The following is a 24,100-nucleotide window of genomic DNA, read 5'->3' as shown; positions in this document are numbered from 1 at the left end:
TAGGAAAAACTATGTTATCTGAAAAAACGATCCAGATTGTTAAAAGTACTTTGCCGTTGCTTGCACAAGCAGGCCCTCAAGTGACTGAGTATTTTTATGATCGTATGTTTAGCTACAACCCAGAGCTTAAAAATATTTTTAATATGACGCATCAGCAATCGGGCTCTCAGCAATTTGCGCTATTTAATGCCTTAGCTGCCTACGCGGCAAATATTGATAACTTGGCAGTGTTAAAAGGTGCGCTTGCGCGCATTAATCATAAACACACCAGTTACCATATTTTGCCAGAGCATTATCCTATTGTTGGTGGACATCTGATTGCGACTTTAAAAGAGTTATTGCCAGAACAATTTACTCCTGAGGTCGAGTATGCATGGCGTGAAGCCTATTCATTATTAGCGGATGTATGTATCAATGAGGAGATGTCGCTATATCAAAAAACCAAAAAGGCACCGGGAGGTTGGTTTGGTACTCGTACTTTCACAATTACAGAAAAACGTATGGAGTCATCGCAAATTTGCAGTTTCATATTAACGCCTGCCGATGCAAAGCCTGTTGTGGCGTATTTACCGGGCCAATATTTAGGAATTAAAGTAACGCCAGCAAACAGTGATTTAACGCAAGTTAGGCAATACTCTTTATCACAGCAAAGTAATGGTCACAATTACCGAATTAGCGTGAAAGAAGAAGGCTTGGTATCTAACTACCTACACAGCTTAACTGAGGGGGATAAGGTAGAAATTTACCCACCTGCAGGCGACTTTGTGCTTCGCGAAATCGACTCGCCTGTTGTATTGATTTCTGCGGGTGTTGGTCAAACCCCAATGATGGCGATGCTAGAAACACTATTAAGTAATCAACCTAACCAGTCAATCCATTACCTGCATGCTTGCGACAGTGAGACGCAGTTTGCCTTTAAAGAGTATTTATTTAAGCAACAGCAAGCGCACGCTTCATTACATTGTGTTACCTGGTTTAAAGATGGCAAGGGGGGCGATTTTGCGGGCTTAATGGATGTAAACCACATCGCTGAAAGCTTACCAATAAGCAAAGGTGACTTTTACCTGTGTGGCCCAATCGCATTTATGGCAATGATAAAAGAGCAACTACTAAGTATTGGGGTTGCAAGTGAACGCATTCACTACGAGGTGTTTGGCCCTCACCAAAGCCTATGATGTAAAAGGCGCAGCTTGAGCTGCGCCTTTTTGTTAGTTAACTTCGCACTCTAGATTAGGAAGTGAAATACGGAGCTCTTTTTGTACTTTAGAAGCCCATAAAAATTTCACTATTAGAGTAACTTACGATTGCTCATTTCAGCTATTTCAAGCTTTTGCCACGATTCAAATAGCTTGCGTTGTTTGTCTGATATTTTTAAGCCATAGGTTTTTTGCATATAAAAATAGGTATCGGCTATTTGCTTTCTTGCATAAATGGGTGGCTCAAATACGCGCTGCTTAAAGTCGATTTTTACAGGGCATGCTCCGTAACTTGCACTTGATGTTGACACCATGCCGTAGCGAAAGTTTGAACGGTCAGCATTGATCTCGCCTATAGCAGGGGCAAGGTTATTTATATCGGCTTCCATTTGACGGAATTTCGCACTGACCTTTTTACAGTTTTTACGACCGCCATCTTGCCAGCATTGTAATTGATGACCAAACTCCCAGGCAGGCACAATATGCTCCCACTCTATTCTTTTTGCGCGGGCATTCTCTTTTCCTGAGCGGGTGACAGGGTTTCTAGGAATATAACCACACGCATCAGGATCTGGCACAAGTTTTTTACCTTGGCGCTTTATGTCGCAACCACAATATAAGCTTTTACTGTTGCTTGGTAGATTCTTAATTAAATGCTTTTTGGCACTGTAAAAGCTCGAAAATTCTTTAGCGGATATAGGGAAAGTGAAAATAAAACACAGGGCTAAGTATAGAAATAAACGCATATCCATCACATCAGTGAACTACAGGAAGCGCTATTTTAGAGCGACTATTCTAAAAATGAAAAGTTTTTCAACTCAGCTATAGTTGTTAGGCCGTTTTAATTAAAGGAATTACAACTATGTTATTAGGTGCCTTCTCAGTGAGTTTAAATGTCAAAGATATTCGTGCTTCAAAGCAGTTTTATGAAAAGCTAGGTTTCAACGAGTTTGCTGGGGAGATAGAACAGCATTGGCTAATTATGAAAAACGGTGAACATTTAATTGGTTTGTTTCAAGGTATGTTCGACAAAACCATGCTGACCTTTAACCCAGGGTGGGATCAAAATGCTGAAGCTTTGGACGAATTTGCAACCTTTGAGCAATTAGCTGCACAATTTCAGCAACAAGGATTAGAAATACAAAAGGCCGGTGACGCGAGTTTTATTATCACCGACCCAGATGGCAATCCTATTTTGATTGACCAACACGTGTAGCTGGCTTTTTACGTTTAATTCGAACGTTTTGTAGTAACAAGAGAACTCCTGTAATACAAAATAGTACGCTGGTGGCCGAGAAGCTGATGAGTAGTGGATTGTTAAAGTTCTCACGCTCATCATAATCCATAATGTGTAGCATCCAGAAAAAGTCGAAAACCCGCCACAGGGTGCTGCGCACAGTAATAAGGTTACCGGTTTGGCTATCTAAATATAAGGTTGTTGTTAACCAATCATCGAAGCTAACTTGCCAAACATTGGCTTTGCGGCCGACCTCTCTTGGCCCTTTTGTTAATAACTGCGCTTGCGTTATTTTTGCGTCAATAAGCAGGTGAGCTTGCGCATTTTCAATGATTTGCGCTTTACTCGGTGCAGGCATTTTAGCACCTGTTCTGCCATCAAAAGTAAACGTACCGCTAGAGGATGTAACTTCTATAATCGGGGTATTTAAAAAATGGCTATATTTAATACCTTCGATTTGCTCAAATTGCGCTGTTATTTTATCAATTGAAGCAGGGTAGTCCGACAATAAAAATGGGCTACTTAAACTGCGATTAGCCAGATGTTTACCATGCACTTTTTCAAGTGGTAATGAGCTCATCACAAGCCCACCTAAAAGCCAAAAAAAGATCTGTAAAGCAAGTAAATAACCAAGCCATTTATGCCCTTTACGAGCATACTTAAACAGGCGTTTATTCATAATTACCCCGTTATTATTGTTATGTGGGCGCTATTTTAGGTTGTTTAGCTAGATTGCCAATGCGGCATAATGTCGCATTAACTGTATTCTAGATTTGGTATATATACAAAACTGAGTTAAAGTTTCAGTCGATATCAATAGAGGGTAAAAACGAGAGTATGTCGGAAATTCAATTTTTAAATGTAGATCTGGAGCTTGAATCAAAGCACGATATTAGTGCGCTTGTTGCTGATTTGAAGAAAAACGCCATGGTTTTACATTATGACCAAGATGAATACCGCCAACTAGCACGTATTGAAGCAACCGCAGATATCAGCTCTCCAGATAAAGCCATTAACCAGCTTTGCGAGCTTATTGAGTCATGCTCGCGCAATGCATTAAAACAGTGGTTATCGTGCTCAAAGCGTACATTTGATATAGGCTTTGAATCAGGTAATTCGCCTAAATGCTTTAACCAACCCCTGCATGCCGACACCTTGTTACGTATCTCAGCAATTGGTGCAGGGATTGAAATTACTATTTATCCTGTCGAAAAATAGCCAGAATTTATCGCTCTACAACAGCTGCGGTCATTCTTGATACGCAGCAAAGCTCTCCTGCGGCATTGGTAATTTTAATATCCCAAACAGATGTTCGCTTACCTAAATGCAGCGGTCTTGCTGTTGCTGTTAACGTTCCTTTGCGTGACGCTTTCATGTGGTTGGCATTAATTTCTTGGCCAACAGCATAGAACTTATTGAAATCAACCACGAAATTGGCTGCATAGCTTGCCACTGTCTCTGCTAATACAACGTTTGCTCCGCCATGAACCATACCCATAGGGTTATGATGCTCAGGAATAGCAGGCATGGTTGCCATTAAATAATCATCACCAATTTCAGTCACCTCAATGCCCATAGTTTTCATTAAAGTGCCTTGACCGGTGATCCCTTTTTCTAGCTCTTTGCAAAGCTCTAACGTGATTGGGTGGTGCCAAATACTCATTGTGTTTCCTTAGCCTGCTAATTAAAGCTAATACCTTATGGCATCTTTCGGTGTGGTTCAATGTTAGTTTTGTAGCAATATGATGGGGTTAATTTAAATTTGCGATTTTCAAATAACTGTATATACTCACAGTTAAATGTACTGTATGGAAAACCAGTTGTATGCGCCCATTAACTAAACGCCAATCGCAAATTTTAGAACTAATTAAAGTCTTTATTAAAGATACAGGCATGCCACCTACGCGTGCTGAAATAGCTCAAACATTAGGTTTTAAAAGTGCCAACGCTGCTGAAGAACACCTAAAAGCACTGGCTAAAAAAGGCATGATCAAAATGAAGCCTGGGGCGAGTCGCGGTATTCAGTTAATTGAAGAAGATGAGCCAGAGCAACTAGGCTTACCTTTAATTGGCCGTGTTGCAGCTGGTGAACCTATTTTGGCGCAAGAGCATGTTGAAAGTCACTGCCAAGTTGATCCTTCATTATTTAAACCTGCAGCCGATTTCTTACTGCGTGTAAATGGCATGAGTATGAAAGACATTGGTATTATGGATGGCGATTTGCTTGCAGTACATAGAACACAAGTTGCTGAAAATGGGCAAGTAGTTGTAGCTCGAGTCGATGAAGATGTAACAGTTAAGCGCCTAGAAAAGGCAGGTCGCAAAGTGCTTTTACATGCTGAGAACGAAGAGTTTTCGCCTATTGAGGTTGACCTTGAGCATGAGTCGTTCAACATCGAGGGGTTAGCTGTTGGGGTTATTCGTAACGCTGATTGGATGTAAACGTTCCCAATTTGGTGCATCAAATTGACTCAATTTGGTGCGCCACTGAAATTTTACTACTTAATTAGGATTTGTGAATCCTTACTCTTCATTTAAAGCCTTATATGGCGCAGTTTTCCTCTCTTTTTATATTTCGTTTTTACTCCTAAACATTAAATAACGCGCTGATTATAGTTGTTATTTCTGCACCAAAATAAACATTTATTATCATTAAAACTTGCTTATTGGTCATTTTTTAACTAATTGGTTAATACACTGTATTAACACCTAATTAATAAAAAGACACAAAAATGTGCGAGGTGTTAGACAGGGGGTCGGTATCATAAGTGGGTCAAAATGATACGTAGTCGCTCTGAACAATAAGAAAAACGAATGGGCACCTTGCTGTATCGCCTTTTCGCTTTGCGTCTTGCAATAGCATCTAAAGGAGCCGTCACATGGGTAAACTGCGTTACGCCTTGTGGCTTATATTGGTTGCACTTCCTGAACTTGCATTGGCGAACAGCCAATACAATATGCGTAAAGGGGTGACCGATATAAGTAATAATGTTTATGAGTTACACATGACGATATTTATTATCTGCTGTGTAATCGGCATCATCGTATTTGCGGTGATGTTTTGGGCTTTAATACACCACCGTAAATCCAAAGGGGCCAAGCCTGCCCAATTTCATGAAAGTACAAAAGTTGAAATACTTTGGACTGCCATTCCATTTGTCATCTTAATCGCCATGGCTGTGCCTGCCACAAAAACCTTAATTGCCATGGAAGATGCCTCTAAAGCCGATATCACCATTAAAGTGACCGGCTCACAGTGGAAGTGGCATTACGAGTACATGGGCGAAGACATTGCTTATTACTCGATTCTATCTACTCCTAAAGACCAAATAGACAACCAAGCAGAGAAAACTGAGCATTATTTGCTTGAAGTAGATAAACCGCTAGTACTTCCTATCAATAAGAAAGTTCGCTTTTTAATGACCTCAGACGATGTAATTCATTCATGGTGGGTGCCTGATTTTGCGGTTAAAAAGGATGCAAATCCTGGGTTTATTAATGAAGCGTGGACACGTATTAACGAACCCGGAGTATACCGTGGTCAATGTGCTGAGTTATGCGGTAAAGATCATGGCTTTATGCCTGTTGTGGTGAAAGCCTTACCTGAAGATGAATTTGCTAATTGGCTTGCAGATGCCAAGCAAGAAAAAGCCAATGCGGCCGCAGCAGATGCTGCTTTGCTTGATCAAACATTACCGAAAGAAGAGCTTATGGTCTTAGGTGAGCAAGTGTATATGGCAAGCTGTGCTGCATGTCACCAACCTACCGGTATGGGCCTACCTGGCGTATTTCCAGCACTTAAAGGCAGCCCGATTGTATTAGGTGATGTAAAAGATCACATAGACATTGTGTTACACGGTAAGCCTGGTACAGCAATGCAAGCGTTTGATAAACAGCTTTCAATTAAGCAACTTGCTGCGGTTATTACTTATAAGCGAAACGCGTGGGGTAATGATACCGGCGATGTTATCCAACCGAGTCAAATTCAAGCCGCGATTGATGCAGCAGCGGAGGCGAACTAATGAGTAATGTTATTAACGAGCAAGCAACAGGGCATGCGCATCACGACCATCATCACCCAGCTAAAGGTTTTAAGCGTTGGCTTTACACCACCAATCATAAAGACATCGGGAGTTTATACCTGATTTTTTCACTCACCATGTTTTTAATTGGCGGAGCAATGGCAATGGTGATCCGCGCTGAACTGTTTCAGCCTGGATTACAGTTAGTCGATCCGCACTTTTTTAATCAAATGACTACCGTACATGGCTTGATCATGGTGTTTGGTGCCGTTATGCCCGCGTTCACTGGGCTTGCAAACTGGATGGTACCTATGATGATAGGCGCACCAGATATGGCCTTACCACGTATGAATAACTGGAGCTTTTGGATATTGCCGTTCGCATTTTTAATCCTGTTGGCTTCGTTACTCATGCCTGGTGGTGGTCCTGCGTTTGGTTGGACTTTCTACGCACCACTATCAACAACTTACAGCAACGATAACACTGCACTTTTTGTGTTTGCCGTACATATCATGGGTATCAGCTCAATTATGGGGGCGATTAACGTTATCGTGACCATCGTCAACTTAAGAGCACCAGGTATGACGTGGATGAAGCTACCGCTATTTGTTTGGACATGGTTAATCACTGCATTTTTGTTAATTGCTGTTATGCCTGTTCTAGCAGGGGCGGTCACTATGGTGTTGACCGATAAATACTTTGCAACCAGCTTTTTTGATGCAGCCGGAGGGGGCGACCCTGTGATGTTCCAGCACATTTTCTGGTTCTTCGGTCACCCTGAAGTGTACATCATGATTTTACCAGCCTTTGGCATTATATCGACTATCGTACCTACCTTCTCGCGCAAAAAGCTATTTGGCTATGCGTCTATGGTGTATGCAACTTCATCGATTGCGCTGCTAAGTTTTATCGTTTGGGCACATCATATGTTTACCACAGGGATGCCTGTAGCAGGCGAGTTGTTTTTCATGTACGCCACCATGCTCATTTCGGTACCAACGGGCGTTAAAGTGTTTAACTGGGTAGCCACCATGTGGCGCGGTTCAATTAGCTTCGAAATTCCGATGATGTTTGCCATCGCCTTTATTGTGTTATTCACCTTAGGTGGTTTCTCTGGCTTGATGCTTGCGATTACACCGGCAGATTTTCAGTATCACGATACCTATTTTGTGGTGGCTCATTTCCATTATGTGCTTGTGACAGGAGCTGTGTTCTCAATTATGGCGGGGGCCTACTACTGGTTACCGAAATGGACTGGCAACATGTACAACGAAACGCTGGCGAAATGGCATTTTTGGTTATCGCTAATCAGTGTCAACGTGTTGTTCTTCCCTATGCACTTTGTTGGCCTTGCCGGTATGCCGCGTCGTATTCCTGACTATGCACTGCAATTCGCTGACTTTAACGCCATTATCAGTATTGGTGGTTTTGCATTTGGCTTATCGCAACTGTTGTTTGTGTTGGTGGTATTTAAATGTGCCAGAGGGGGCGAAAAAGCACCTGCCAAAGTATGGGATGGAGCTGAAGGTTTAGAGTGGGAAGTCGATTCTCCAGCACCTTATCATACCTTTGAAACACCGCCGGAGATTAAGTAATGAACCATGCACCTTTGCTAAAAAAACTGCTGATTACATGCTTGCTCATGTTTGCTTTTGCTTTTGCAATGGTGCCGCTTTACGACGTGTTTTGCGACGTTACAGGGTTGAATGGTAAGCCATCATTAGAAAAAGCGAGCGCGAGTGAATCAATAAATACACAGCGTCAAGTTGATGTCAGCTTTACCACTCACGCTCAAAGCGGCGCGCCATTTAAGGTGCAGTCTGAGCAATACAGTGTGGCAGTACAACCTGGTGCCATGCGTGAAGTTAAATTCTCAGCGAAAAACACCAGTAATGAAGACAAAGTCATGCAAGCAATTCCATCAGTATCACCGGGTAAAGCAGCAAAGTACTTACATAAAATCGCCTGTTTTTGCTTTGATCAGCAGCCAATGAAAGCCGGTGAAGAAATGGAGTTTACCTTGTTGTTTTATGTTGATACTGAGTTACCCGACGATGTTGAGGAACTGACGTTGTCGTATACCGTGTTTGATATTAGCGGGCATGTTGTGGCTAAAAACGATTAAAAGCCGCCAAGCTAATTGCTAATTGGGAGCAAACAAAATGAATCAAAATTATGAAAAATACTATGTTCCAGCCGAGAGTCCTTGGCCAATAGTTGGTGCCATCGCGATGTTTTTAATTGCTGTTGGTGCTGGTTTAACTGTGATGCAAGTAAGTGGTGAGGGCAGTAGTGGCCAGTATGTGTTGTATCTAGGCATTGCCATATTAGTTTATATGGTTTTTAGCTGGTTTAGAAACGTTATTGAAGAGTCTCATAAAGGGCTTTACTCAGCACAAATGGACCGCTCCTTCAGACAAGGTATGAGCTGGTTCATATTCTCTGAGGTTATGTTCTTTATGGCGTTTTTTGGCGCTCTCTTTTACGCACGTATGATTTCGGTGCCTTGGCTCGGTGGCGCTGGTAATAACGCTATGACCAATGAAGTGCTCTGGCCAACCTTTGAAGCCGTATGGCCGCTATTAACTACGCCAGCGGGCGAGACCACACAGGCTATGGGCTGGCAAGGTCTACCATTGATCAACACGCTTATTCTACTTACCTCGTCGGTCACAATTCACTTTGCTCATGTTGCTATTGAAAACAACAAGCGCGGCGCCCTGAAGGTGTTTTTATCTTTAACCGTGCTATTAGGTGTGATTTTCCTTGGCTTACAAGTTTATGAGTATATGCATGCTTATCAAGATCTAGGTTTGACCTTAGATGCGGGCGTTTATGGGAATACCTTTTTCTTGTTAACGGGCTTTCACGGTATGCACGTGACACTTGGAACCATTATTTTATTTGTGGTGCTGCTCAGAATTTTTAAAGGCCACTTCACGAGTGAAAAGCATTTTGCCTTTCAAGCAGCTGCTTGGTATTGGCACTTTGTTGATGTGGTGTGGTTGTGTTTATTTGTATTTGTGTACGTGCTGTAGCTTTGTGAAGCGGCGACGGGTTGGTGTGAATAAAGCCTAATTTCATTGCGGCAATGATGAGCACCAGCACAATACCTGAGAACAGCACTCGACGACCTAAATAATGCGACATGGGTTTAGAGTGCTCTTTTGCTGACATCATCACAAACAGCGCTCTAAACAGGTTGAACAGAATATAAAGTAATAACAAAACAATAATGATTTTAATCATATTAGGTATTCCAAATGCAGTTAATTTTATGGCGCAAACAAAAGCTTAGCTCAATTATCGCAATTTGCGTTGTGATACTTGCAGTGCTTATTTGTTTACGACTCAGCGTTTGGCAATACCAGCGAGGCGAGCAAAAACAGCAGCAACTAAGCCAGTTAGCCGTTTCGAAAGAGCAAGGAGTTTTGAATTGGCAAGAGCTGCAAAATTTACCTAAAGAGCTGAACAAAACGGGCATGCAAGTCAAAGTCTCTGGCGAGGTAAATAAACAACAGTACTGGCTGCTTGATAATCAAATTTATCAGGGGCAAGTGGGCTATGACTTACTAGTAGCGATGACAATTACCGGTGAAACCGCGCCTTTAATCGTTAACTTTGGTTGGCTAAAAGCTCCAACAAACCGTAGCCAGTTGCCAACCGTTGTGTGGCCAGAATCAACAAGCTTTACGGCTACTGTGCAATTGAAACAAGGCAACTTACAAGGCTTCACACTTGCCGATGAGATTGGTGCAGAGCAAGGCTGGCCTAAGCGTATTCAAGGCATCGACTTAGCAATTTTTAGTGCTCAATTAGCAAAGCCCTTACAAGGCTTTATTGGTTATCGCAATGAAGCAGATGGTATTGCAACCCCGCATTACCAGAGTGTCGTGATGGGGCCAGATAAACATTACGCCTATGCCGTGCAGTGGTTATTAATCGGCTTAGCGTGTGTTGTTATTGCTTATTTTGCGATGAGAAGGAGAGGTTATGAAAATAAACCCGCTTAGTTTATTCGTTTTATGCTGTTTTGTGCCGTTGGCACTTGCATATGCAGCATTAAAGCTTGAGTGGTTACCGAGTGGTTCGAGTAATCATGGTGAGCTTTTAAGTGAAGAAGTGAAGCTAGTTGATTGGCAACAAGGCGAACCTAAACAATGGACTATTGCGCTTAATTATCCAAAAGAGTGCACTGATGTTTGTGCAAACCAATTAGCCAGTCTAGATAACCTATATGTCGCTTTAGGTAAAAATCAGCAAAAAGTGGATGTGGCGGTACTGACAAATCAACAGCAGGTATCGGCAAATTGGCGTCAATTAGCAGTAAGTCCTGCACTCAAAGCGGGAGACCTATATTTAGTTGATCACATGGGCTTAGTGGTTTTGCATTACCCCTACACGGCTGAGCCAGAACAAAACAGACTGATTCAAAAAGGCTTACTTAAAGACTTAAAGAAACTACTTAACTATGCGCGTTCAAGTTAAACCTCATTAAGGGGATAAAGATGTATAAAAATTATAAATATTTAGTCTTAATTACGGTTTTCTTCTCTATCTTAGTTGTTGGGCTTGGTGCTTATACACGGCTGAGTGATGCTGGGCTTGGCTGTCCTGACTGGCCTGGGTGCTATGGATTTTTAACCGTGCCAAAACATGAAACTGCTCTGTTACATGTTGAGCAAAACTACCCTGATATGATGTTTGAGGCTGCAAAAGCATGGAAAGAAATGATCCACCGCTATTTTGCCGGTGCCCTTGGGCTATTAATTTTAGCTTTGTTTGTTTTTGCATTTTTAAAACGTCAATATCCAAATATGCCGGTTAAGCTGCCATTAGCACTATTATTACTGGTGGTATTCCAAGCCGTATTGGGCATGTGGACTGTCACTATGAACCTACAACCTTTAGTTGTAATGGGGCATTTGCTCGGCGGTTTTAGTATTTTGTCGTTGCTGTTTTTATTGTATCTACGTTTAAAGACCGAACCTGTTGCTAGCAGTGATAGCGGCGCAAAGCCATATTACCGGTTAGCGCTGGTGGGCTTGGTGGTGCTTATACTGCAAATTGCATTGGGTGGCTGGCTTGCGGCGAATTATGCAGCTCCACATTGCAATGGCTTACCGCTGTGTAGCTACGGACAACCGTTTTCTTTGAAGAGCGTTTTTCAATTACCGCTCGAGCACAGTACCTATGAATATGGTGTGCTATCGCAGCAAGCGCGTATGTCTATTCATTTGCTGCATCGTATTTGGGCGCTGGTTACTTGTGTAGTGTTAGCGCTGATCATGTGGCGCATATATTCACGCTGTTACTCACGAAAAATTAAGCACTGTACCGTCACTGTATTAATCGCTTTGTTGTGCCAAATCTGTTTAGGTCTAGCTGTTGTGCACTGGCACTTTCCATTAAGTGTTGCGCTTGCGCACAACCTAATGGCCGCATTGTTACTGCTTAGCATGGTAAGACTATGCTTCCACTTAAAAATAAGAACCTAGGAGGCTGTGATGGCATTATTACTAAGCTCAGAAAAATCATTATTTATTCAAAGCTCAGAGTTACTTAAAGATTACTTAGCTATAAGTAAATTTAAAGTGGTTGCCATGCTTGTACTCACAGCATGGGTTGGTCTGGCATTAGCTCCTGATGTTGGGCGAGGAGTATTTGTGCAACTTGCAAGCTTGCTAGGCATTGGCTTGCTGTCGGCCGCAGCTGCTGTGATCAATCATGTTGTTGATAGTGAAATCGACAGTAAAATGGCACGTACGCGCCATCGCCCTGTGGCAAAAGGTCGACTCAGTAAACAGCACGCTTTGAGCTTTGCTGGAGTGATTGGCGTAATAGGTTTTATGATGCTTGTGATTTGGGCGAATACACTTACAGCCATTCTTACTTTGTTTGCGCTTGTTGGCTATGCCTTTATTTACACTTCATTTTTAAAGCGTGCCACACCGCAAAATATTGTTATTGGTGGTTTGGCTGGAGCTATGCCACCGCTGTTAGGATGGGTATCTGAAACTGGCCATATGGCTGCTGCACCATGGTTATTGGTGATGATTATATTTACCTGGACCCCACCACATTTTTGGGCATTAGCGATTGCACGTAAAAGTGATTACGAGCGGGCAAAAATTCCGATGCTGCCAGTTACTCACGGTATTGAATTTTGTAAAACATGTGTAGTGGCTTACAGCATTTTACTCGCGTTAGTGTGTGTACTGCCTTACTTAATTGGTATGTCAGGGCTAATTTATTTGCTTGGGGCGAGCATACTAAATGCTGTTTTCATTTATAAGGCGCTGAAGCTGAAAATAGCACCTAAAGATGATACTGCAATGGACTTATTTCGTTTTTCAATTGTGCATTTAATGCTACTCTTTATTGTCTTATTTATTGATAAATGGTTAGTTTTATGACGCGAATAGTCGCTTTATTATTTATGGGCTTGGTGTTATTTATTGCTGGATGTGAAAAAAATAATAGCGTCCCTGAGGTGGAAGCGCTGGTTTATGAGCAAGCGAAACCGATTAGTCCTTTTTTATTAATTGATCAACATGGTGCGCCTGCAGATAACAGCCAATTTATGGATCATTGGAATTTGGTCTTTCTAGGTTACACCAGTTGCCCAGATATTTGTCCAATGACACTGGCAAAACTAACCGCGATTCAAAAACAGTTAAGTCAAGATTACAAAGTACAAGTATGGTTTGTTGCTGTTGATCCAAAGCGTGACACAACTGAAAAGCGTAAAGCTTATATTGATTACTTTAATCCTAACTTTCTTGCTGTTTCAGGTCCGCATAAACAACTTTTTCCATTTGTAAGAGAGTTAGGCTTAATTTACGCAATTAACGATAGCGATCAGCAAGAATACGCAGTTGATCATAGTGCATCAGTTGTTTTAGTTGATCCTACAGGCTCTGTTAGAGCTATTTTTAAACCACAATTTAAGCAAGGTAATGTGCCATTAGTAGATGCTAGCAAGTTAACGGAGGAGTTTAAGTTAATAGCAGACTATTATGCAGAATAAAGCATTTGCCTTGCGATATTAGCTAACAATAGTAAATACATTTTTTGCCATAACTCGCTAAGCTACTAAAAAAATTTACTATTTTTTAAAGCAATTTATGGCAATTTCGTTTAGTCAGTCTAAGCTTTTATTATGAATTGTTTTAAGCAGGGAAGATTCAAATAATGTTAAAGCTCCCTATTGAATTAGCCATTACTCAGGTCGAAACACTCCATCAAGATTTGCTACAAGAATTGTCTGCGAATGACGATATTTGTCTTGATATTAGTGAAGTGACACGAGCTGATACGGCGTCAATTCAGCTTTTATGTGCGCTGCAAAAACATTTGCTTTCAGTACAACACAAAATCATATGGGTTGGTGAAAGCAAGCCTTTGCAACAAGCAATTACTAGTTTGGGTTTAAGCCATTATCTTGTGCTTGAAAATGCCAATTAAGAGGTTTTTATGAAGAGAATTCTAGCTGTCGATGATTCTGCATCAATGCGCCAAATGGTCAGCTTTACACTAAAAAAAGCAGGCTTCGATGTAACAGAAGCAAAAGATGGTAGCGAAGCACTAAATATCGCTAAGCAACAAGGTTTTGATGCGGTTATTTCTGATGTGAATATGCCTGTCATGGATGGCATTACTCTTATTCGCGAGCTGCGTAGCTTACCTAATTATAAATTTACACCACTACTAATGCTGACCACAGAGTCAGGGCTTGATAAAAAAACAGAAGGTAAAGCTGCTGGAGCAACAGGGTGGATTGTTAAACCATTTAATCCTGAGCAATTGTTAGCGGTATTAAAAAAAGTGATTCGCTAATAATAGGAGCGGGGCATGAGTATAGATCTAAGCCAATTTTTTGAGGTTTTCTTTGAAGAAAGCTTCGAAGGTCTTGATGCAATGGAAGCCGAGTTATTGAACTTGGTGCCAGGCGAAGAAGACTTGGAAACGATAAATACAATTTTCCGTGCTGCACACTCAATAAAAGGAGGCAGTGGTACCTTTGGTTTCAGCGCCGTTGCTGACTTTACTCATGTACTTGAGACTTTGTTAGATCAAATCCGTGAAGGCTCTCGTACCTTAACCGCAGAACACGTTAATCTCCTTCTCAAGTCGGTTGATTGCTTAAGAGCGTTGTTAAGAACATTGCAAGCGGAGCAGCAGCCAGACTTAACAGAGGCTGATGAGTTACGGGTTAAATTTGAAGAAATTCTGGGCATGCGCTCTAAGAGCAAAGTTGTTCAGCAGCAGACAGTTAGTAACGAAACTAACATAAAAAATACCTTTCAAATTGACTTCAAACCCCATCATCATTTATTTAAAACTGGCAATGAACCATTGTACATGATCAGTGAACTTGCTGAGTTGGGTGAGCTAGAAACACAAGCCTTTCAAGATGATGTCCCCGATATTACTAACCTTGCCCCCGAAGACTGTTTCTTATCATGGCGTTTTTTCTTAACCACAGACAAAGAGCAAAGTTGCATAGAAGAAATTTTTGAGTGGGTTGAGGATGACGCTGACATTGCTATCACATTGTGCGGTGGCTTGTTTGGTGATGAAGAAATTACAACGACTGAAACGGCTACAGCAGTTGTCGAACAAAAGAAAGAAGTCGAGCCTATTCCAGTTAAACCAACTACTGATACGAAAAAACCAGTACCCGTTAAAGCGACCACAGCCAATGCAGAGTCAACCTCAATCAGGGTTGGTATCGACAAAGTTGATTCATTGATCAACATGGTGGGTGAGTTAGTTATTACTCAAGCGATGTTAAGCCAGTTAGGTGAGCAAGAAATAACCGAAGCAACCATCGCCTCGTTACAAGAGGGCTTAGCGCAACTGGCACATAATACTCGTGACTTACAAGAAAATGTCATGCGTATTCGTATGTTACCAATAAGCTTTGTATTTAGTCGCTTCCCTCGGTTAGTTCGTGATATCTCGCAAAAGTTGGATAAACAAGTTGAGCTTAAATTGCTTGGTGAACAAACAGAACTAGACAAAACGGTGATGGAGAAGCTTTCTGATCCTATGGTGCATCTAGTGAGAAACTCCTTAGATCATGGCTTAGAGACAGTTGATAAGCGTGTTGCTGCGGGCAAAGACCCTGTTGGCACTGTGACGCTTAATGCATTTCATCAAGGCGGTAATATTGTTATCGAAATTATGGATGATGGTCAGGGGCTCAACACGCAAAAGATCAGAGAAAAGGCGATAAAAAATGGCTTGATCTCTGAAAGTGACGATTTAAACGATAACGAAATTAATGAGCTTATCTTTTTACCTGGCTTTTCGACAGCGGATCAAGTGAGTGACTTATCTGGCCGCGGTGTTGGTATGGACGTGGTTAGGCGTAATATCGAAGCGCTCAGTGGCTCGGTTGAGGTGGCTTCAGCGCCAGGTGTCGGTTCAACCTTCACCATCCGGTTACCTCTTACTCTAGCTATTTTGGATGGTCAATTGGTTAAAGTTGCCCAGCATACATACATTATTCCACTCATTTCTATTATTGAGTCACTACAAATTGATATCAGCAAAGTCAGTCGCGTCGGTAAAGATTTAGATGTACTTCGTTTGAGAGATGAGTACATCCCAATTTTAAGGCTTTACAATATTTTTAATCACAAAGGTGCGATAGAAACGCTTGATAGAACTTTGTTGGTTGTTGTTGAGAGCGATAATCAAAAAGTTGGTTTGTTGGTTGATGATTTATTATCACAGCAACAAGTGGTTATTAAAAGTTTAGAGGCGAATTATCAAAAAGTTGATGGTGTATCAGGAGCGACAATTTTAGGAGATGGCAGAGTATCTTTAATTATAGATATCAGCGGCTTAATTAAATTATCAGGCTTAAGGAAGCCAGGAAGCCAAGAGTTAATTATTGAATCTAAAGCTAATTTGGAGGCGTCATGATTGTTGAGCACGATGACCTACAAAGTAAGCTGAATATCGGGCAAGACGAAGATATTAAACAGTTTTTAACCTTTTTCATGGCTGATGAAGAGTACGGTGTAGATATTCTTACGGTACAGGAAATTCGTAGTTGGGAAGAAATTACTGAAATTCCAAACTCACCTGACTTTGTTAAAGGCGTTATAAATTTGCGCGGCACTATAGTTCCTATTATTGATTTACGGCTGCGCTTTGGCTTGCCCGCTGTCACTTATGGACCGTTAACTGTCGTTATTGTACTGAAAGTTAAACTAGAGAGCACATGTAAAATTATGGGTATCGTGGTTGATGCCGTGTCGGATGTCTATAGCATTGCAGAGCATGAAGCGAAAGCGGTGCCACATTTGTCTGACTCAGACAACACTCAATTTGTTGCGGGTTTAGTCAATGTGGGTGAAAAGATGGTCGCGTTACTAGACCTACAAAAAACAATGGACATTTAATTGGGTAGATTAACAAGAAGGTGAAGGGTATGGGATGGTTTAGTAGTCCTAAAAACGTTGAGTCAAATAATGATTTAGTTGTTGCAGCACTGAACAAATCGCTGGCAGTTATTGAGTTCGAACCAAGTGGAAACATAATCACTGCGAATGCTAATTTTTTGAATGCCATGGGTTACCGACTTGAAGAAATTCAAGGGCAACATCACGCAATTTTTGTTGATGACCAAGAAACTCAAAGTCCTGAATACCAACAGTTCTGGCAGCGCTTGCGCACAGGTGAATTTATGTCAGATGAATTCAAGCGGTTTGCCAAAAATGGTAAAGAAATTTGGATTCAAGCTACCTATAACCCAATTATTGATAGTAATGGCAATGTCGTTAAAGTTATTAAGTTTGCTAGTGATATTACAGCGCAAAAAGAGCTAGAAAAAAAATCTAAGCGTGATGCAGATCTGTCAAACGCGCTTCGGGTCTGCCAAGCCAATGTGATGATTGCTAATAATGACCTAGAAATTATTTTTGTTAACGACCAAGTACAAAAAATGCTTAAGTTTCGTGAAGAAGCTTTAAAAGAGGTGCTGCCAAACTTCTCGGTTGATAGCTTAGTTGGCACCTGTGTTGATGACTTTCATAAGCAACCATCTCATCAGCGTGAAGTACTAAGAACCTTGACCGAGCCTTTTAAAACAACGCTTAAAATTGCGGATTTAATATTTAGTTTAATAGCAACGCCGTGGCTCAGTGTATCTGGAAGTCGCCTAGGAACAATTGTTGAATGGCAAGATATCACTGATAGCGTGGCAAAAGCGGAAGCTGAAAAACGTGAAGCAGAAGAGAATCTTCGTGTTCGACGCGCGTTAGACCGTGTGGCAACCAATACCATGATTGCAGACGCCGGCAATAATATTATTTACATGAACGAAGCTGTTTTAAATATGATGAAAGCAGCTGAAAGTGATTTACGTAAAGACTTACCTAATTTCAACAGTAGTAACCTCATTGGTCAAAATATTGATGTGTTCCATAAAAACCCAGCACATCAGCGCAATATGCTGGCGAAGTTGAGTAGCACATATAGCACTGAAATATATGTTGGTGGTCGAACATTTGGATTAGTTGCAAACCCTATCTTGACGCCAGAAAACGAACGAATTGGTACGGTTGTAGAGTGGGAAGATAGAACAGCTGAAGTGGCGATTGAAAAAGAAATTGCAGGCCTTGTTGCTGCTGCCGGGAATGGTGATTTAGAAGCGCGTGTTGAAGAAGCGGGCAAACAAGGATTCTTCTTACGTCTAGCGCAGGGCTTGAATAGCCTAGTTAGTATCGTCGATGATGCAGTAAAAGACACGGGCAATATGCTTGATGCCATGGCAAATGGTGATTTATCAAAACGAATAGAACAAGAGTACCAAGGTTCATTCGATAAGTTAAAACGTGATGCAAATGCCACAGCTGATAAGCTTACTGAAGTGATTAATCGCATTAATACCTCTGCAACGCTCGTTGCCAGTGGTGCAGAAGAAATTTCGCAAGGTAATGCAGATTTAAGTCAACGGACTGAAGAGCAAGCTTCATCACTTGAAGAAACAGCATCAAGCATGGAAGAAATGACCAGTACGGTTCGTCAAAATGCTGATAATGCAAAAGAAGTGAATGAACTTGCGGAAGAAACGCGTACAAAAGCGCAAAAAGGTGGTGAAGTTGTCAATCGCGCCGTAACCAGCATGTCGGCAATTAATGAATCGAGTAAGAAAATTGCTGACATCATTAGTGTGATTGATGAAATAGCTTTCCAAACAAACCTACTTGCGTTGAATGCTGCAGTCGAAGCTGCACGAGCAGGTGAGCAAGGCCGAGGTTTCGCTGTTGTTGCTGGTGAGGTCCGTAACTTAGCACAGCGTTCAGCCGCCGCAGCAAAAGAAATCAAAGAATTAATCCGAGACAGTGTTGGCAAAGTTGAAGATGGTACATTACTTGTTAATGAATCAGGTTCAACATTGCAAGAAATAGTAACAGCAGTACAAAGAGTTACGGCAATGATCTCTGATATTGCCCAAGCATCAGAAGAGCAAAGCTCTGGCATTGAGCAAGTTAATAAAGCCATCGCTCAAATGGATGAAATGACTCAACAAAATGCAGCTTTAGTTGAAGAAGCATCAGCTGCGGGCGAATCAATGGCTGAACAAGCAAATGATATGCGCCGCTTGTTAAACTTCTTCTCGTTATCAAATAACGAAGTTGATATTTCAAACAGCGCTAGTTCAGCGCCAGCAGTTAAACAGCCTAGTTCGACAGTGCGCTCGGCACCAAAAGGCAACAATTTTGTTGATCCCAGTGACGAGTGGGAAGAGTTTTAAACTCTTCCCGACTTTATTCTAATAAGTTAATTGCACCGACTGTTACAGCTGCAGGGTCAAACACATGAAAGAGTTTTTATTAACGGATAATGATTTCAAGGCTATTTCTTCTCAGGTGTACGATGCGTGTGGCATTGTATTGGCGGAGCATAAACGTGAAATGGTTTACTCGCGTTTAGCAAGACGTATCCGCCATCACAAGCTAAAGAGTTTTAGGGAGTACTTAGGTTTTCTTGATGAGAATAAAGAGCAAGAGTTCAGTGAATTTATTAATGCTATAACCACTAATCTGACTTCTTTTTTTCGTGAGCCCCATCACTTTAATTACCTGAAAAATACTATAGTGCCAAAACTATTGGTTGGTAATGCAAAACAAAAGCGGGTAAGGGTCTGGTCAGCTGGCTGTTCCACTGGCGAAGAGCCTTATACGATTGCTATGACATTGCATGGTTTATTTCCACCCGATTGGGATGTGAAAATTTTAGCCACCGATTTAGACTCAAATGTACTCGCAAAAGCGCAGGCTGGCACCTATACCGCAGCAAATGTGAATGGACTAGACAAAAGCCATCTTAAGCGCTGGTTTTTGAAAAGCCACGATGGAGAGCTTTATAAAGTAAAGCCTGAACTACAAAAGAACATTTTTTTTAAGCGTCTAAACTTATTACAGAGCTGGCCTATGAAAGGACCGTTTGATGTAATTTTTTGTCGTAATGTTGTTATCTATTTCGATAAGCCAACCAAAGACGAACTTTTTAAACGCTATCACGACTTACTGACTAACACTGGTTACTTATTTTTAGGGCATTCAGAGACATTAGGGAAGGATCATAAGGAATTTAAAAACTTAGGCCAGACTATTTACCAAAGGGGCGGATCATGAATAGCCACTTCCGGCCTGTTATATCTGGCTTTGAGCATGTGAAACGGTTTTGGGATAATCGTCGTGGGAAGGTAATTGCTAAGGTATTACCTGGCGAGTTTTATGTCTCTAAAACTGATGAATTGATCACGACAGTGCTTGGTTCATGTATTGCAGCATGTATTTATGATGAAGGCCTAGGAATTGGCGGCATGAATCACTTTATGTTGCCTGTAGAAAAAGGAGTCGATCCTAGTAATGCTCATAGTCTTAATTGTCGTTACGGTAACTGGGCAATGGAATATCTGATCAATGAAATCCTTAAAAACGGTGCTTCTAGGCGCAATCTCAAAGTAAAACTGTTTGGCGGAGGGAAAATAATCCGCTCAATGACTGATATTGGTGTTGGCAACATTCGTTTTGCAAATGCTTATATACTTGAGGAAGGTTTAGATTTAGTATCTCATGATGTCGGTGGGCCTTGGCCCCGAAAGGTGATGTTTGATCCTCAAACAGGTAAAGCCCAAGTAAAAAAAATGCGTGAACTGCATTCAGATAAGCTCGAAAAACGTGAAATCAAATACCTACACGATATCGAACAGCAAGATGCAGAAACGGATATTGAATTATTTTAGGAGAGCAAATGATCAAAGTACTCATAGTTGATGATTCTGCTTTGATCCGTGGTTTACTCAAGGAAGTACTCGAGCAAGCAGAAGACATTCAAGTTATTGGCGCGGCAGAAGATCCTTATCAAGCCCGAGATTTAATTAAGCGCCTCAATCCTGATGTCTTAACGCTGGATATCGAAATGCCGAAAATGGATGGATTAAGCTTTTTAAAAAACTTGATGCGCCTTCGTCCTATGCCAGTTGTGATGATTTCAACACTGACTCAAAAAGGCTCACCCATTACACTGGAAGCCCTCGAAATTGGTGCTGTTGATTTTATTGCTAAACCAACTATCAATGTAACAGAAAACTTGCAGCGATATGCACATTTACTTCATCAAAAAGTACGCACAGCCGCAGGTGCAAGAATACGTGCATTTAAAGAAACAAAAATTGAAGACGATAGCGCCTTAACAGCACTGCAATTTAAGCCCAATAGTGTACTTGCAATTGGTGCTTCAACAGGTGGAACAGAAGCAATTAAAGAAGTGCTTGTGCGCATGCCAGAAAACTGTCCACCGATAGTGATTACACAGCATATCCCGCCGGTTTTTAGTACTTCGTTTGCGATGCGCATGGATAGAACCTGCAAAATTAGTGTTAAGGAGGCTGAACATGGCGATAAGTTACAGTCAGGTTGGGCGTACATTGCGCCAGGCGATCAGCATTTAAGTGTAGTGAAAAAAGCAGGCGGCCTATACTGCCAGCTTGATACTAATGAGTTGGTTAATCGCCATCGCCCAGCGGTTGATGTGCTATTTAACTCCTTGGTTGTGGCTTGCCCTAAAGCGGTTGTGGCTGCGTTATTGACCGGTATGGGCAGCGATGGCGCAAAAGGCATGCTCGCATTAAATCAAGCAGGAGCTTACACCATCGCGCAAGATGAATTATCGTCAGTGGTATGGGGCATGCCAAAAGCCGCAGTCGAACTCAATGCGGCTAATGAAGTGGTTCGCCTTGATAAAGTCACAGCGCAAATGCTAAAACAAGCAGTTAAGGTACAATAACCCAAGGTTGAGAGAACCAATAATAGCTGCCTTTCTTTGCGATAGAAGGGGCCGTGCAGTTAAAGCGAGAACGGCCTTTTTTCAGTTTTTCAGGTGATGTGATCTTCACCGTATCTTTACTAAGCCAGGTTAAATCAGCTTGACCAATACCTGATACATAACAAGCAAACTGGCTTTTATGAAAGTCCTGCATATCAAATTGCATCGTTAAACTAGGTGGGTTTTCGTCTGTCACACTATCTGAGTAGGTGAGCTGTTTGATAGTGAATGCTTGAGAGTCGAGTTTAGTGGCAAGTGTTTCAAGCTTTGAATAAAAGCCCGATGCTGGAAAACGTGGTAATCGGGTAAAGTCAGAATGGATACCAACAGCACCCGAATGCTGACCTATACCAACAAAGCCTAGCGATTTTACTAGTTGTTGCAATGAATTATTAAACTCGCCATAAGGGTAAGCGAGGTATTTATAATCATGGCCAATTTCTTCTTTAATGCGCTGCTGGGCAGATAAAATGTCTTTTTTAGTACGTGCAAGCCATGCTTCTGCACTCTCGCCTGGTTGTTTGCGATGTAAGTAATTATGAATTTGCGTATGGTTGCTAATTAAGGCACCTTTTTTCGATAGCTCCTTTAACTGCTGCCATGTCATTACATAGCTTTTGCCTTCATCAATTAGCTCGGGATTGACGAAAATAGTGTACGGATAGCCAAATTTTTCTAAGATGGGCGCTGCTTCTTCATAGTTATTTTTGTAGCCATCGTCGAAGGTAATCGCGACGGTTTTATCTGTTAGCGGTTGGCCTGTTTGTAATGAGGTAATGAGTTCATCTAATGGAATAACGTTAAAGTTATTATCTTTTAAATATTGCATATGTTCAGTGAATGTTTCGCTACTGACACTGGTAACCGCAGGAAGGCTTTCACTGACGTGGTGATACTGTAGAATGACTGCACCATGGGCGCGCAAAGATAAACCTAACAGGACTGCAAATACTACATGAAACATTTTCTTAAACGTCATAAGGCACACCATAAAAGTTTACTGTTATTAGCCGGTCCGATGATTTTATCAAATATTACCGTGCCAATGTTAGGTTTAGTTGATACTGCTGTAATCGGCCACTTAGGAAGCGCTCACTATTTGGCTGGTATAGCGCTCGGCTCAGCAGTTATCTCGTTATTATTTTGGCTAGCAGGCTTTTTGCGCATGAGTACCACAGGTTTGGTTGCCCAGGCTTACGGTAAAAGCGATCATACCTTGCTCGCTGAGCTATTAAAGCGCAGCTTGTTACTAGCAACAGCGGTTGCGCTGTTATTAATAGCGCTGAGTATACCTATTCAATCCTTAATGGCATATTTATCAAATGCTAATGAAGCTGTTTTAGAACAAGCAAATAGCTATTTTTCTATTCGTATTTTTAGTGCGCCAGCTGCTTTATGTAATTTGGTTTTACTTGGTTGGATGCTAGGTGTCCATTATGGCCGCGGGCCTTTTTATTTATTACTAATCACCAATATTACCAATATCGTGCTTGATATTTATTTTGTGGTGTTTCTTGATTGGGGGGTGGCTGGAGCTGCGTGGGCGTCTTTAATTGCTGATTATATCGCCTTTGCTTTTGCACTTATGTTAGTTGCTCAGCTCGCCAAAAAGCAAGGTGTCAACCTTGCCGTGAAAGCCTGGTTAAGTATTGCTAAGTTACTTGATTTGGTGAGCTTAAATCGCGATATTTTTATTCGCTCACTAGCACTCCAGCTGTGTTTTAGTTTTATGACTTTTTATGGCGCACGGTTCGGCGAAACAACTTTAGCGGCTAATGCCGTATTGCTAAACTTTTTAATGTTGGTGAGCTTTGCGCTTGATGGTATTGCTTATGCGAGTGAAGCTAAGGTCGGTAAAGCGAAAGGTGAGCACAGCGCTAAGCAGATTAAGTTATGGGTTAATTTGAGCCTATTTTGGGGCGGGTTATTTGCGCTGTTTTATAGCTTTATATTTTTATTATTTGGTGAGGCAATTATTCGCTTACTTACCGATGTGCCCGAAGTTATCAGTCTTGCAACGGTTTACCTTCCTTGGGTGATTATATTGCCTATCGCGGCGATGGGCTGCTTCTTATTTGATGGCATATTTGTTGGTTTAACCCGTGCTAAAGATATGCGTAATACTATGCTATTTAGTGCTTTAGTGGGCTTTTTTGGACTGTTTTGGTTAGTGAGTAGCTGGCAAAATCATGGTTTATGGTTTGCGATGACCAGCTTTATGCTGATGCGCGGGTTAACGCTGTGGTTTCGCTACCGTAAAATTGTCAATAATCAGCAATTATTAGATTAAA

27 protein-coding genes are annotated in these 24,100 nt (G+C 41.5%); 22 read left to right on the top strand and 5 right to left on the bottom strand.

Annotated elements, in window-relative coordinates:
* Nucleotides 1–11: 11 nt before the first annotated feature.
* Nucleotides 12–1,175, top strand: coding sequence for an NO-inducible flavohemoprotein (gene hmpA / locus IMPJCBKJ_RS16770; protein WP_166341149.1), 1,164 nt, complete (start codon nt 12–14; stop codon nt 1,173–1,175).
* A gap of 113 nt (nt 1,176–1,288) precedes the next feature.
* Here the strand turns inward: hmpA and IMPJCBKJ_RS16765 are convergent, their stop codons facing one another.
* On the bottom strand, nt 1,289–1,942 hold the full coding sequence (locus IMPJCBKJ_RS16765) for an endonuclease (RefSeq protein ID WP_166341147.1): 654 nt from the start codon (nt 1,940–1,942) through the stop codon (nt 1,289–1,291).
* A 116-nt stretch (nt 1,943–2,058) separates the two neighbouring features.
* On the opposite strand from IMPJCBKJ_RS16765, the gene IMPJCBKJ_RS16760 reads away from it, so the two are divergent.
* Nucleotides 2,059–2,412 carry a VOC family protein gene (locus IMPJCBKJ_RS16760; RefSeq protein ID WP_054554461.1) on the top strand — a complete coding sequence of 118 codons (354 nt, stop codon included), beginning with the start codon at nt 2,059–2,061 and terminating at the stop codon, nt 2,410–2,412.
* Here the strand turns inward: IMPJCBKJ_RS16760 and IMPJCBKJ_RS16755 are convergent.
* Nucleotides 2,387–3,112: a hypothetical protein gene (locus tag IMPJCBKJ_RS16755; protein WP_166341145.1), complete on the bottom strand. Its 726-nt coding sequence runs from the start codon at nt 3,110–3,112 to the stop codon at nt 2,387–2,389. The genes IMPJCBKJ_RS16760 and IMPJCBKJ_RS16755 overlap by 26 nt on opposite strands.
* A gap of 158 nt (nt 3,113–3,270) precedes the next feature.
* Between IMPJCBKJ_RS16755 and IMPJCBKJ_RS16750 the strand changes: the two genes are divergently transcribed.
* Nucleotides 3,271–3,651 carry a hypothetical protein gene (locus tag IMPJCBKJ_RS16750; RefSeq protein WP_054554459.1) on the top strand — a complete coding sequence of 127 codons (381 nt, stop codon included), beginning with the start codon at nt 3,271–3,273 and terminating at the stop codon, nt 3,649–3,651.
* 7 nt (nt 3,652–3,658) lie between these two features.
* Here IMPJCBKJ_RS16750 and IMPJCBKJ_RS16745 read toward each other — a convergent pair whose 3' ends face one another.
* On the bottom strand, nt 3,659–4,096 hold the full coding sequence (locus tag IMPJCBKJ_RS16745; RefSeq protein ID WP_166341143.1) for a hotdog fold thioesterase: 438 nt from the start codon (nt 4,094–4,096) through the stop codon (nt 3,659–3,661).
* A 161-nt stretch (nt 4,097–4,257) separates the two neighbouring features.
* Here IMPJCBKJ_RS16745 and lexA point away from each other — a divergent pair, with 161 nt between their 5' ends.
* The 5 genes from lexA to IMPJCBKJ_RS16720 all read left to right on the top strand — a co-directional run bounded on the left by lexA (nt 4,258) and on the right by IMPJCBKJ_RS16720 (nt 9,493).
* Nucleotides 4,258–4,875, top strand: coding sequence for a transcriptional repressor LexA (lexA, locus tag IMPJCBKJ_RS16740; RefSeq protein WP_054554457.1), 618 nt, complete (start codon nt 4,258–4,260; stop codon nt 4,873–4,875).
* A gap of 437 nt (nt 4,876–5,312) precedes the next feature.
* Entirely contained in the window at nt 5,313–6,455 is a 1,143-nt protein-coding gene (gene coxB / locus IMPJCBKJ_RS16735; protein ID WP_054554456.1) for a cytochrome c oxidase subunit II, read from the top strand.
* Nucleotides 6,455–8,050 (top strand): cytochrome c oxidase subunit I, encoded by a 1,596-nt coding sequence (ctaD, locus tag IMPJCBKJ_RS16730; RefSeq protein ID WP_054554455.1) that lies wholly within the window; start codon nt 6,455–6,457, stop codon nt 8,048–8,050. Before coxB ends, ctaD begins: the two co-directional genes overlap by 1 nt.
* Complete coding sequence (locus IMPJCBKJ_RS16725) at nt 8,050–8,580, top strand: cytochrome c oxidase assembly protein (protein WP_054554454.1); 531 nt, start codon at nt 8,050–8,052, stop codon at nt 8,578–8,580. The genes ctaD and IMPJCBKJ_RS16725 overlap by 1 nt, the downstream gene beginning before the upstream one ends.
* Nucleotides 8,581–8,617: 37 nt before the next feature.
* Complete coding sequence (locus IMPJCBKJ_RS16720) at nt 8,618–9,493, top strand: cytochrome c oxidase subunit 3 (protein WP_055020536.1); 876 nt, start codon at nt 8,618–8,620, stop codon at nt 9,491–9,493.
* Here the strand turns inward: IMPJCBKJ_RS16720 and IMPJCBKJ_RS20885 are convergent.
* On the bottom strand, nt 9,393–9,704 hold the full coding sequence (locus tag IMPJCBKJ_RS20885) for a DUF2909 domain-containing protein (protein ID WP_082389325.1): 312 nt from the start codon (nt 9,702–9,704) through the stop codon (nt 9,393–9,395). The genes IMPJCBKJ_RS16720 and IMPJCBKJ_RS20885 overlap by 101 nt on opposite strands.
* A gap of 14 nt (nt 9,705–9,718) precedes the next feature.
* On the opposite strand from IMPJCBKJ_RS20885, the gene IMPJCBKJ_RS16710 reads away from it, so the two are divergent.
* From IMPJCBKJ_RS16710 to IMPJCBKJ_RS16650, 13 genes are all read left to right on the top strand, one after another.
* Nucleotides 9,719–10,468: an SURF1 family protein gene (locus tag IMPJCBKJ_RS16710; RefSeq protein ID WP_166341141.1), complete on the top strand. Its 750-nt coding sequence runs from the start codon at nt 9,719–9,721 to the stop codon at nt 10,466–10,468.
* A complete protein-coding gene (locus IMPJCBKJ_RS16705) occupies nt 10,449–10,943 on the top strand; it encodes a transmembrane cytochrome oxidase associated protein (protein ID WP_166341139.1) in 495 nt (164 codons plus the stop codon). Before IMPJCBKJ_RS16710 ends, IMPJCBKJ_RS16705 begins: the two co-directional genes overlap by 20 nt.
* A 20-nt stretch (nt 10,944–10,963) precedes the next feature.
* Nucleotides 10,964–11,953, top strand: coding sequence for a COX15/CtaA family protein (locus IMPJCBKJ_RS16700; protein WP_054554450.1), 990 nt, complete (start codon nt 10,964–10,966; stop codon nt 11,951–11,953).
* Nucleotides 11,954–11,962: 9 nt separating this feature from the next.
* Entirely contained in the window at nt 11,963–12,871 is a 909-nt protein-coding gene (gene cyoE, locus IMPJCBKJ_RS16695) for a heme o synthase (RefSeq protein ID WP_054554449.1), read from the top strand.
* Nucleotides 12,868–13,485 (top strand): SCO family protein, encoded by a 618-nt coding sequence (locus IMPJCBKJ_RS16690; RefSeq protein WP_166341137.1) that lies wholly within the window; start codon nt 12,868–12,870, stop codon nt 13,483–13,485. The genes cyoE and IMPJCBKJ_RS16690 overlap by 4 nt, the downstream gene beginning before the upstream one ends.
* A 164-nt stretch (nt 13,486–13,649) precedes the next feature.
* On the top strand, nt 13,650–13,922 hold the full coding sequence (locus IMPJCBKJ_RS16685; protein ID WP_054554447.1) for an STAS domain-containing protein: 273 nt from the start codon (nt 13,650–13,652) through the stop codon (nt 13,920–13,922).
* Nucleotides 13,923–13,931: 9 nt separating this feature from the next.
* Nucleotides 13,932–14,294: a response regulator gene (locus IMPJCBKJ_RS16680; RefSeq protein ID WP_054554446.1), complete on the top strand. Its 363-nt coding sequence runs from the start codon at nt 13,932–13,934 to the stop codon at nt 14,292–14,294.
* Nucleotides 14,295–14,309: 15 nt separating this feature from the next.
* Nucleotides 14,310–16,391 (top strand): chemotaxis protein CheA, encoded by a 2,082-nt coding sequence (locus IMPJCBKJ_RS16675; RefSeq protein WP_166341135.1) that lies wholly within the window; start codon nt 14,310–14,312, stop codon nt 16,389–16,391.
* On the top strand, nt 16,388–16,873 hold the full coding sequence (locus IMPJCBKJ_RS16670) for a chemotaxis protein CheW (protein ID WP_054554444.1): 486 nt from the start codon (nt 16,388–16,390) through the stop codon (nt 16,871–16,873). Before IMPJCBKJ_RS16675 ends, IMPJCBKJ_RS16670 begins: the two co-directional genes overlap by 4 nt.
* 29 nt (nt 16,874–16,902) lie before the next feature.
* On the top strand, nt 16,903–19,230 hold the full coding sequence (locus tag IMPJCBKJ_RS16665; RefSeq protein ID WP_166341133.1) for a methyl-accepting chemotaxis protein: 2,328 nt from the start codon (nt 16,903–16,905) through the stop codon (nt 19,228–19,230).
* Nucleotides 19,231–19,294: 64 nt separating this feature from the next.
* Nucleotides 19,295–20,113 (top strand): protein-glutamate O-methyltransferase CheR, encoded by an 819-nt coding sequence (locus tag IMPJCBKJ_RS16660; protein WP_054554442.1) that lies wholly within the window; start codon nt 19,295–19,297, stop codon nt 20,111–20,113.
* The gene (gene cheD / locus IMPJCBKJ_RS16655; protein ID WP_054554441.1) at nt 20,110–20,727 is read left to right on the top strand and encodes a chemoreceptor glutamine deamidase CheD; all 618 of its coding nucleotides are present in this window, start codon (nt 20,110–20,112) and stop codon (nt 20,725–20,727) included. The genes IMPJCBKJ_RS16660 and cheD overlap by 4 nt, the downstream gene beginning before the upstream one ends.
* An 8-nt stretch (nt 20,728–20,735) precedes the next feature.
* A complete protein-coding gene (locus IMPJCBKJ_RS16650) occupies nt 20,736–21,770 on the top strand; it encodes a chemotaxis response regulator protein-glutamate methylesterase (protein WP_166341131.1) in 1,035 nt (344 codons plus the stop codon).
* On the opposite strand, the gene IMPJCBKJ_RS16645 is transcribed toward IMPJCBKJ_RS16650, so the two are convergent.
* Nucleotides 21,757–22,788: a polysaccharide deacetylase family protein gene (locus IMPJCBKJ_RS16645; RefSeq protein ID WP_235377643.1), complete on the bottom strand. Its 1,032-nt coding sequence runs from the start codon at nt 22,786–22,788 to the stop codon at nt 21,757–21,759. The genes IMPJCBKJ_RS16650 and IMPJCBKJ_RS16645 overlap by 14 nt on opposite strands.
* Between IMPJCBKJ_RS16645 and dinF the strand changes: the two genes are divergently transcribed.
* A complete protein-coding gene (gene dinF / locus IMPJCBKJ_RS16640) occupies nt 22,765–24,099 on the top strand; it encodes an MATE family efflux transporter DinF (RefSeq protein ID WP_166341129.1) in 1,335 nt (444 codons plus the stop codon). The two genes, IMPJCBKJ_RS16645 and dinF, sit on opposite strands and share 24 nt — an antisense overlap.
* Nucleotide 24,100: the final 1 nt, after the last annotated feature.

The organism is Pseudoalteromonas sp. MB47 (assembly GCF_011319765.1).
Lineage (GTDB): Bacteria > Pseudomonadota > Gammaproteobacteria > Enterobacterales > Alteromonadaceae > Pseudoalteromonas > Pseudoalteromonas simplex.
The sequence above is the reverse complement of the archived record's forward strand: the minus strand, read 5'-3'. Positions and strand labels throughout refer to the sequence as shown.

Bases quoted from the DNA above. Each gene is read 5' to 3' on its own strand.
- hmpA (WP_166341149.1), top strand. From the start codon at position 12: ATGTTATCTGAAAAAACGATCCAGATTGTTAAAAGTACTTTGCCGTTG.
- IMPJCBKJ_RS16765 (WP_166341147.1), bottom strand. From the start codon at position 1,942: ATGCGTTTATTTCTATACTTAGCCCTGTGTTTTATTTTCACTTTCCCT.
- IMPJCBKJ_RS16760 (WP_054554461.1), top strand. From the start codon at position 2,059: ATGTTATTAGGTGCCTTCTCAGTGAGTTTAAATGTCAAAGATATTCGT.
- IMPJCBKJ_RS16755 (WP_166341145.1), bottom strand. From the start codon at position 3,112: ATGAATAAACGCCTGTTTAAGTATGCTCGTAAAGGGCATAAATGGCTT.
- IMPJCBKJ_RS16750 (WP_054554459.1), top strand. From the start codon at position 3,271: ATGTCGGAAATTCAATTTTTAAATGTAGATCTGGAGCTTGAATCAAAG.
- IMPJCBKJ_RS16745 (WP_166341143.1), bottom strand. From the start codon at position 4,096: ATGAGTATTTGGCACCACCCAATCACGTTAGAGCTTTGCAAAGAGCTA.
- lexA (WP_054554457.1), top strand. From the start codon at position 4,258: ATGCGCCCATTAACTAAACGCCAATCGCAAATTTTAGAACTAATTAAA.
- coxB (WP_054554456.1), top strand. From the start codon at position 5,313: ATGGGTAAACTGCGTTACGCCTTGTGGCTTATATTGGTTGCACTTCCT.
- ctaD (WP_054554455.1), top strand. From the start codon at position 6,455: ATGAGTAATGTTATTAACGAGCAAGCAACAGGGCATGCGCATCACGAC.
- IMPJCBKJ_RS16725 (WP_054554454.1), top strand. From the start codon at position 8,050: ATGAACCATGCACCTTTGCTAAAAAAACTGCTGATTACATGCTTGCTC.
- IMPJCBKJ_RS16720 (WP_055020536.1), top strand. From the start codon at position 8,618: ATGAATCAAAATTATGAAAAATACTATGTTCCAGCCGAGAGTCCTTGG.
- IMPJCBKJ_RS20885 (WP_082389325.1), bottom strand. From the start codon at position 9,704: ATGATTAAAATCATTATTGTTTTGTTATTACTTTATATTCTGTTCAAC.
- IMPJCBKJ_RS16710 (WP_166341141.1), top strand. From the start codon at position 9,719: ATGCAGTTAATTTTATGGCGCAAACAAAAGCTTAGCTCAATTATCGCA.
- IMPJCBKJ_RS16705 (WP_166341139.1), top strand. From the start codon at position 10,449: ATGAAAATAAACCCGCTTAGTTTATTCGTTTTATGCTGTTTTGTGCCG.
- IMPJCBKJ_RS16700 (WP_054554450.1), top strand. From the start codon at position 10,964: ATGTATAAAAATTATAAATATTTAGTCTTAATTACGGTTTTCTTCTCT.
- cyoE (WP_054554449.1), top strand. From the start codon at position 11,963: ATGGCATTATTACTAAGCTCAGAAAAATCATTATTTATTCAAAGCTCA.
- IMPJCBKJ_RS16690 (WP_166341137.1), top strand. From the start codon at position 12,868: ATGACGCGAATAGTCGCTTTATTATTTATGGGCTTGGTGTTATTTATT.
- IMPJCBKJ_RS16685 (WP_054554447.1), top strand. From the start codon at position 13,650: ATGTTAAAGCTCCCTATTGAATTAGCCATTACTCAGGTCGAAACACTC.
- IMPJCBKJ_RS16680 (WP_054554446.1), top strand. From the start codon at position 13,932: ATGAAGAGAATTCTAGCTGTCGATGATTCTGCATCAATGCGCCAAATG.
- IMPJCBKJ_RS16675 (WP_166341135.1), top strand. From the start codon at position 14,310: ATGAGTATAGATCTAAGCCAATTTTTTGAGGTTTTCTTTGAAGAAAGC.
- IMPJCBKJ_RS16670 (WP_054554444.1), top strand. From the start codon at position 16,388: ATGATTGTTGAGCACGATGACCTACAAAGTAAGCTGAATATCGGGCAA.
- IMPJCBKJ_RS16665 (WP_166341133.1), top strand. From the start codon at position 16,903: ATGGGATGGTTTAGTAGTCCTAAAAACGTTGAGTCAAATAATGATTTA.
- IMPJCBKJ_RS16660 (WP_054554442.1), top strand. From the start codon at position 19,295: ATGAAAGAGTTTTTATTAACGGATAATGATTTCAAGGCTATTTCTTCT.
- cheD (WP_054554441.1), top strand. From the start codon at position 20,110: ATGAATAGCCACTTCCGGCCTGTTATATCTGGCTTTGAGCATGTGAAA.
- IMPJCBKJ_RS16650 (WP_166341131.1), top strand. From the start codon at position 20,736: ATGATCAAAGTACTCATAGTTGATGATTCTGCTTTGATCCGTGGTTTA.
- dinF (WP_166341129.1), top strand. From the start codon at position 22,765: ATGAAACATTTTCTTAAACGTCATAAGGCACACCATAAAAGTTTACTG.
- IMPJCBKJ_RS16645 (WP_235377643.1), bottom strand. From the start codon at position 22,788: ATGACGTTTAAGAAAATGTTTCATGTAGTATTTGCAGTCCTGTTAGGT.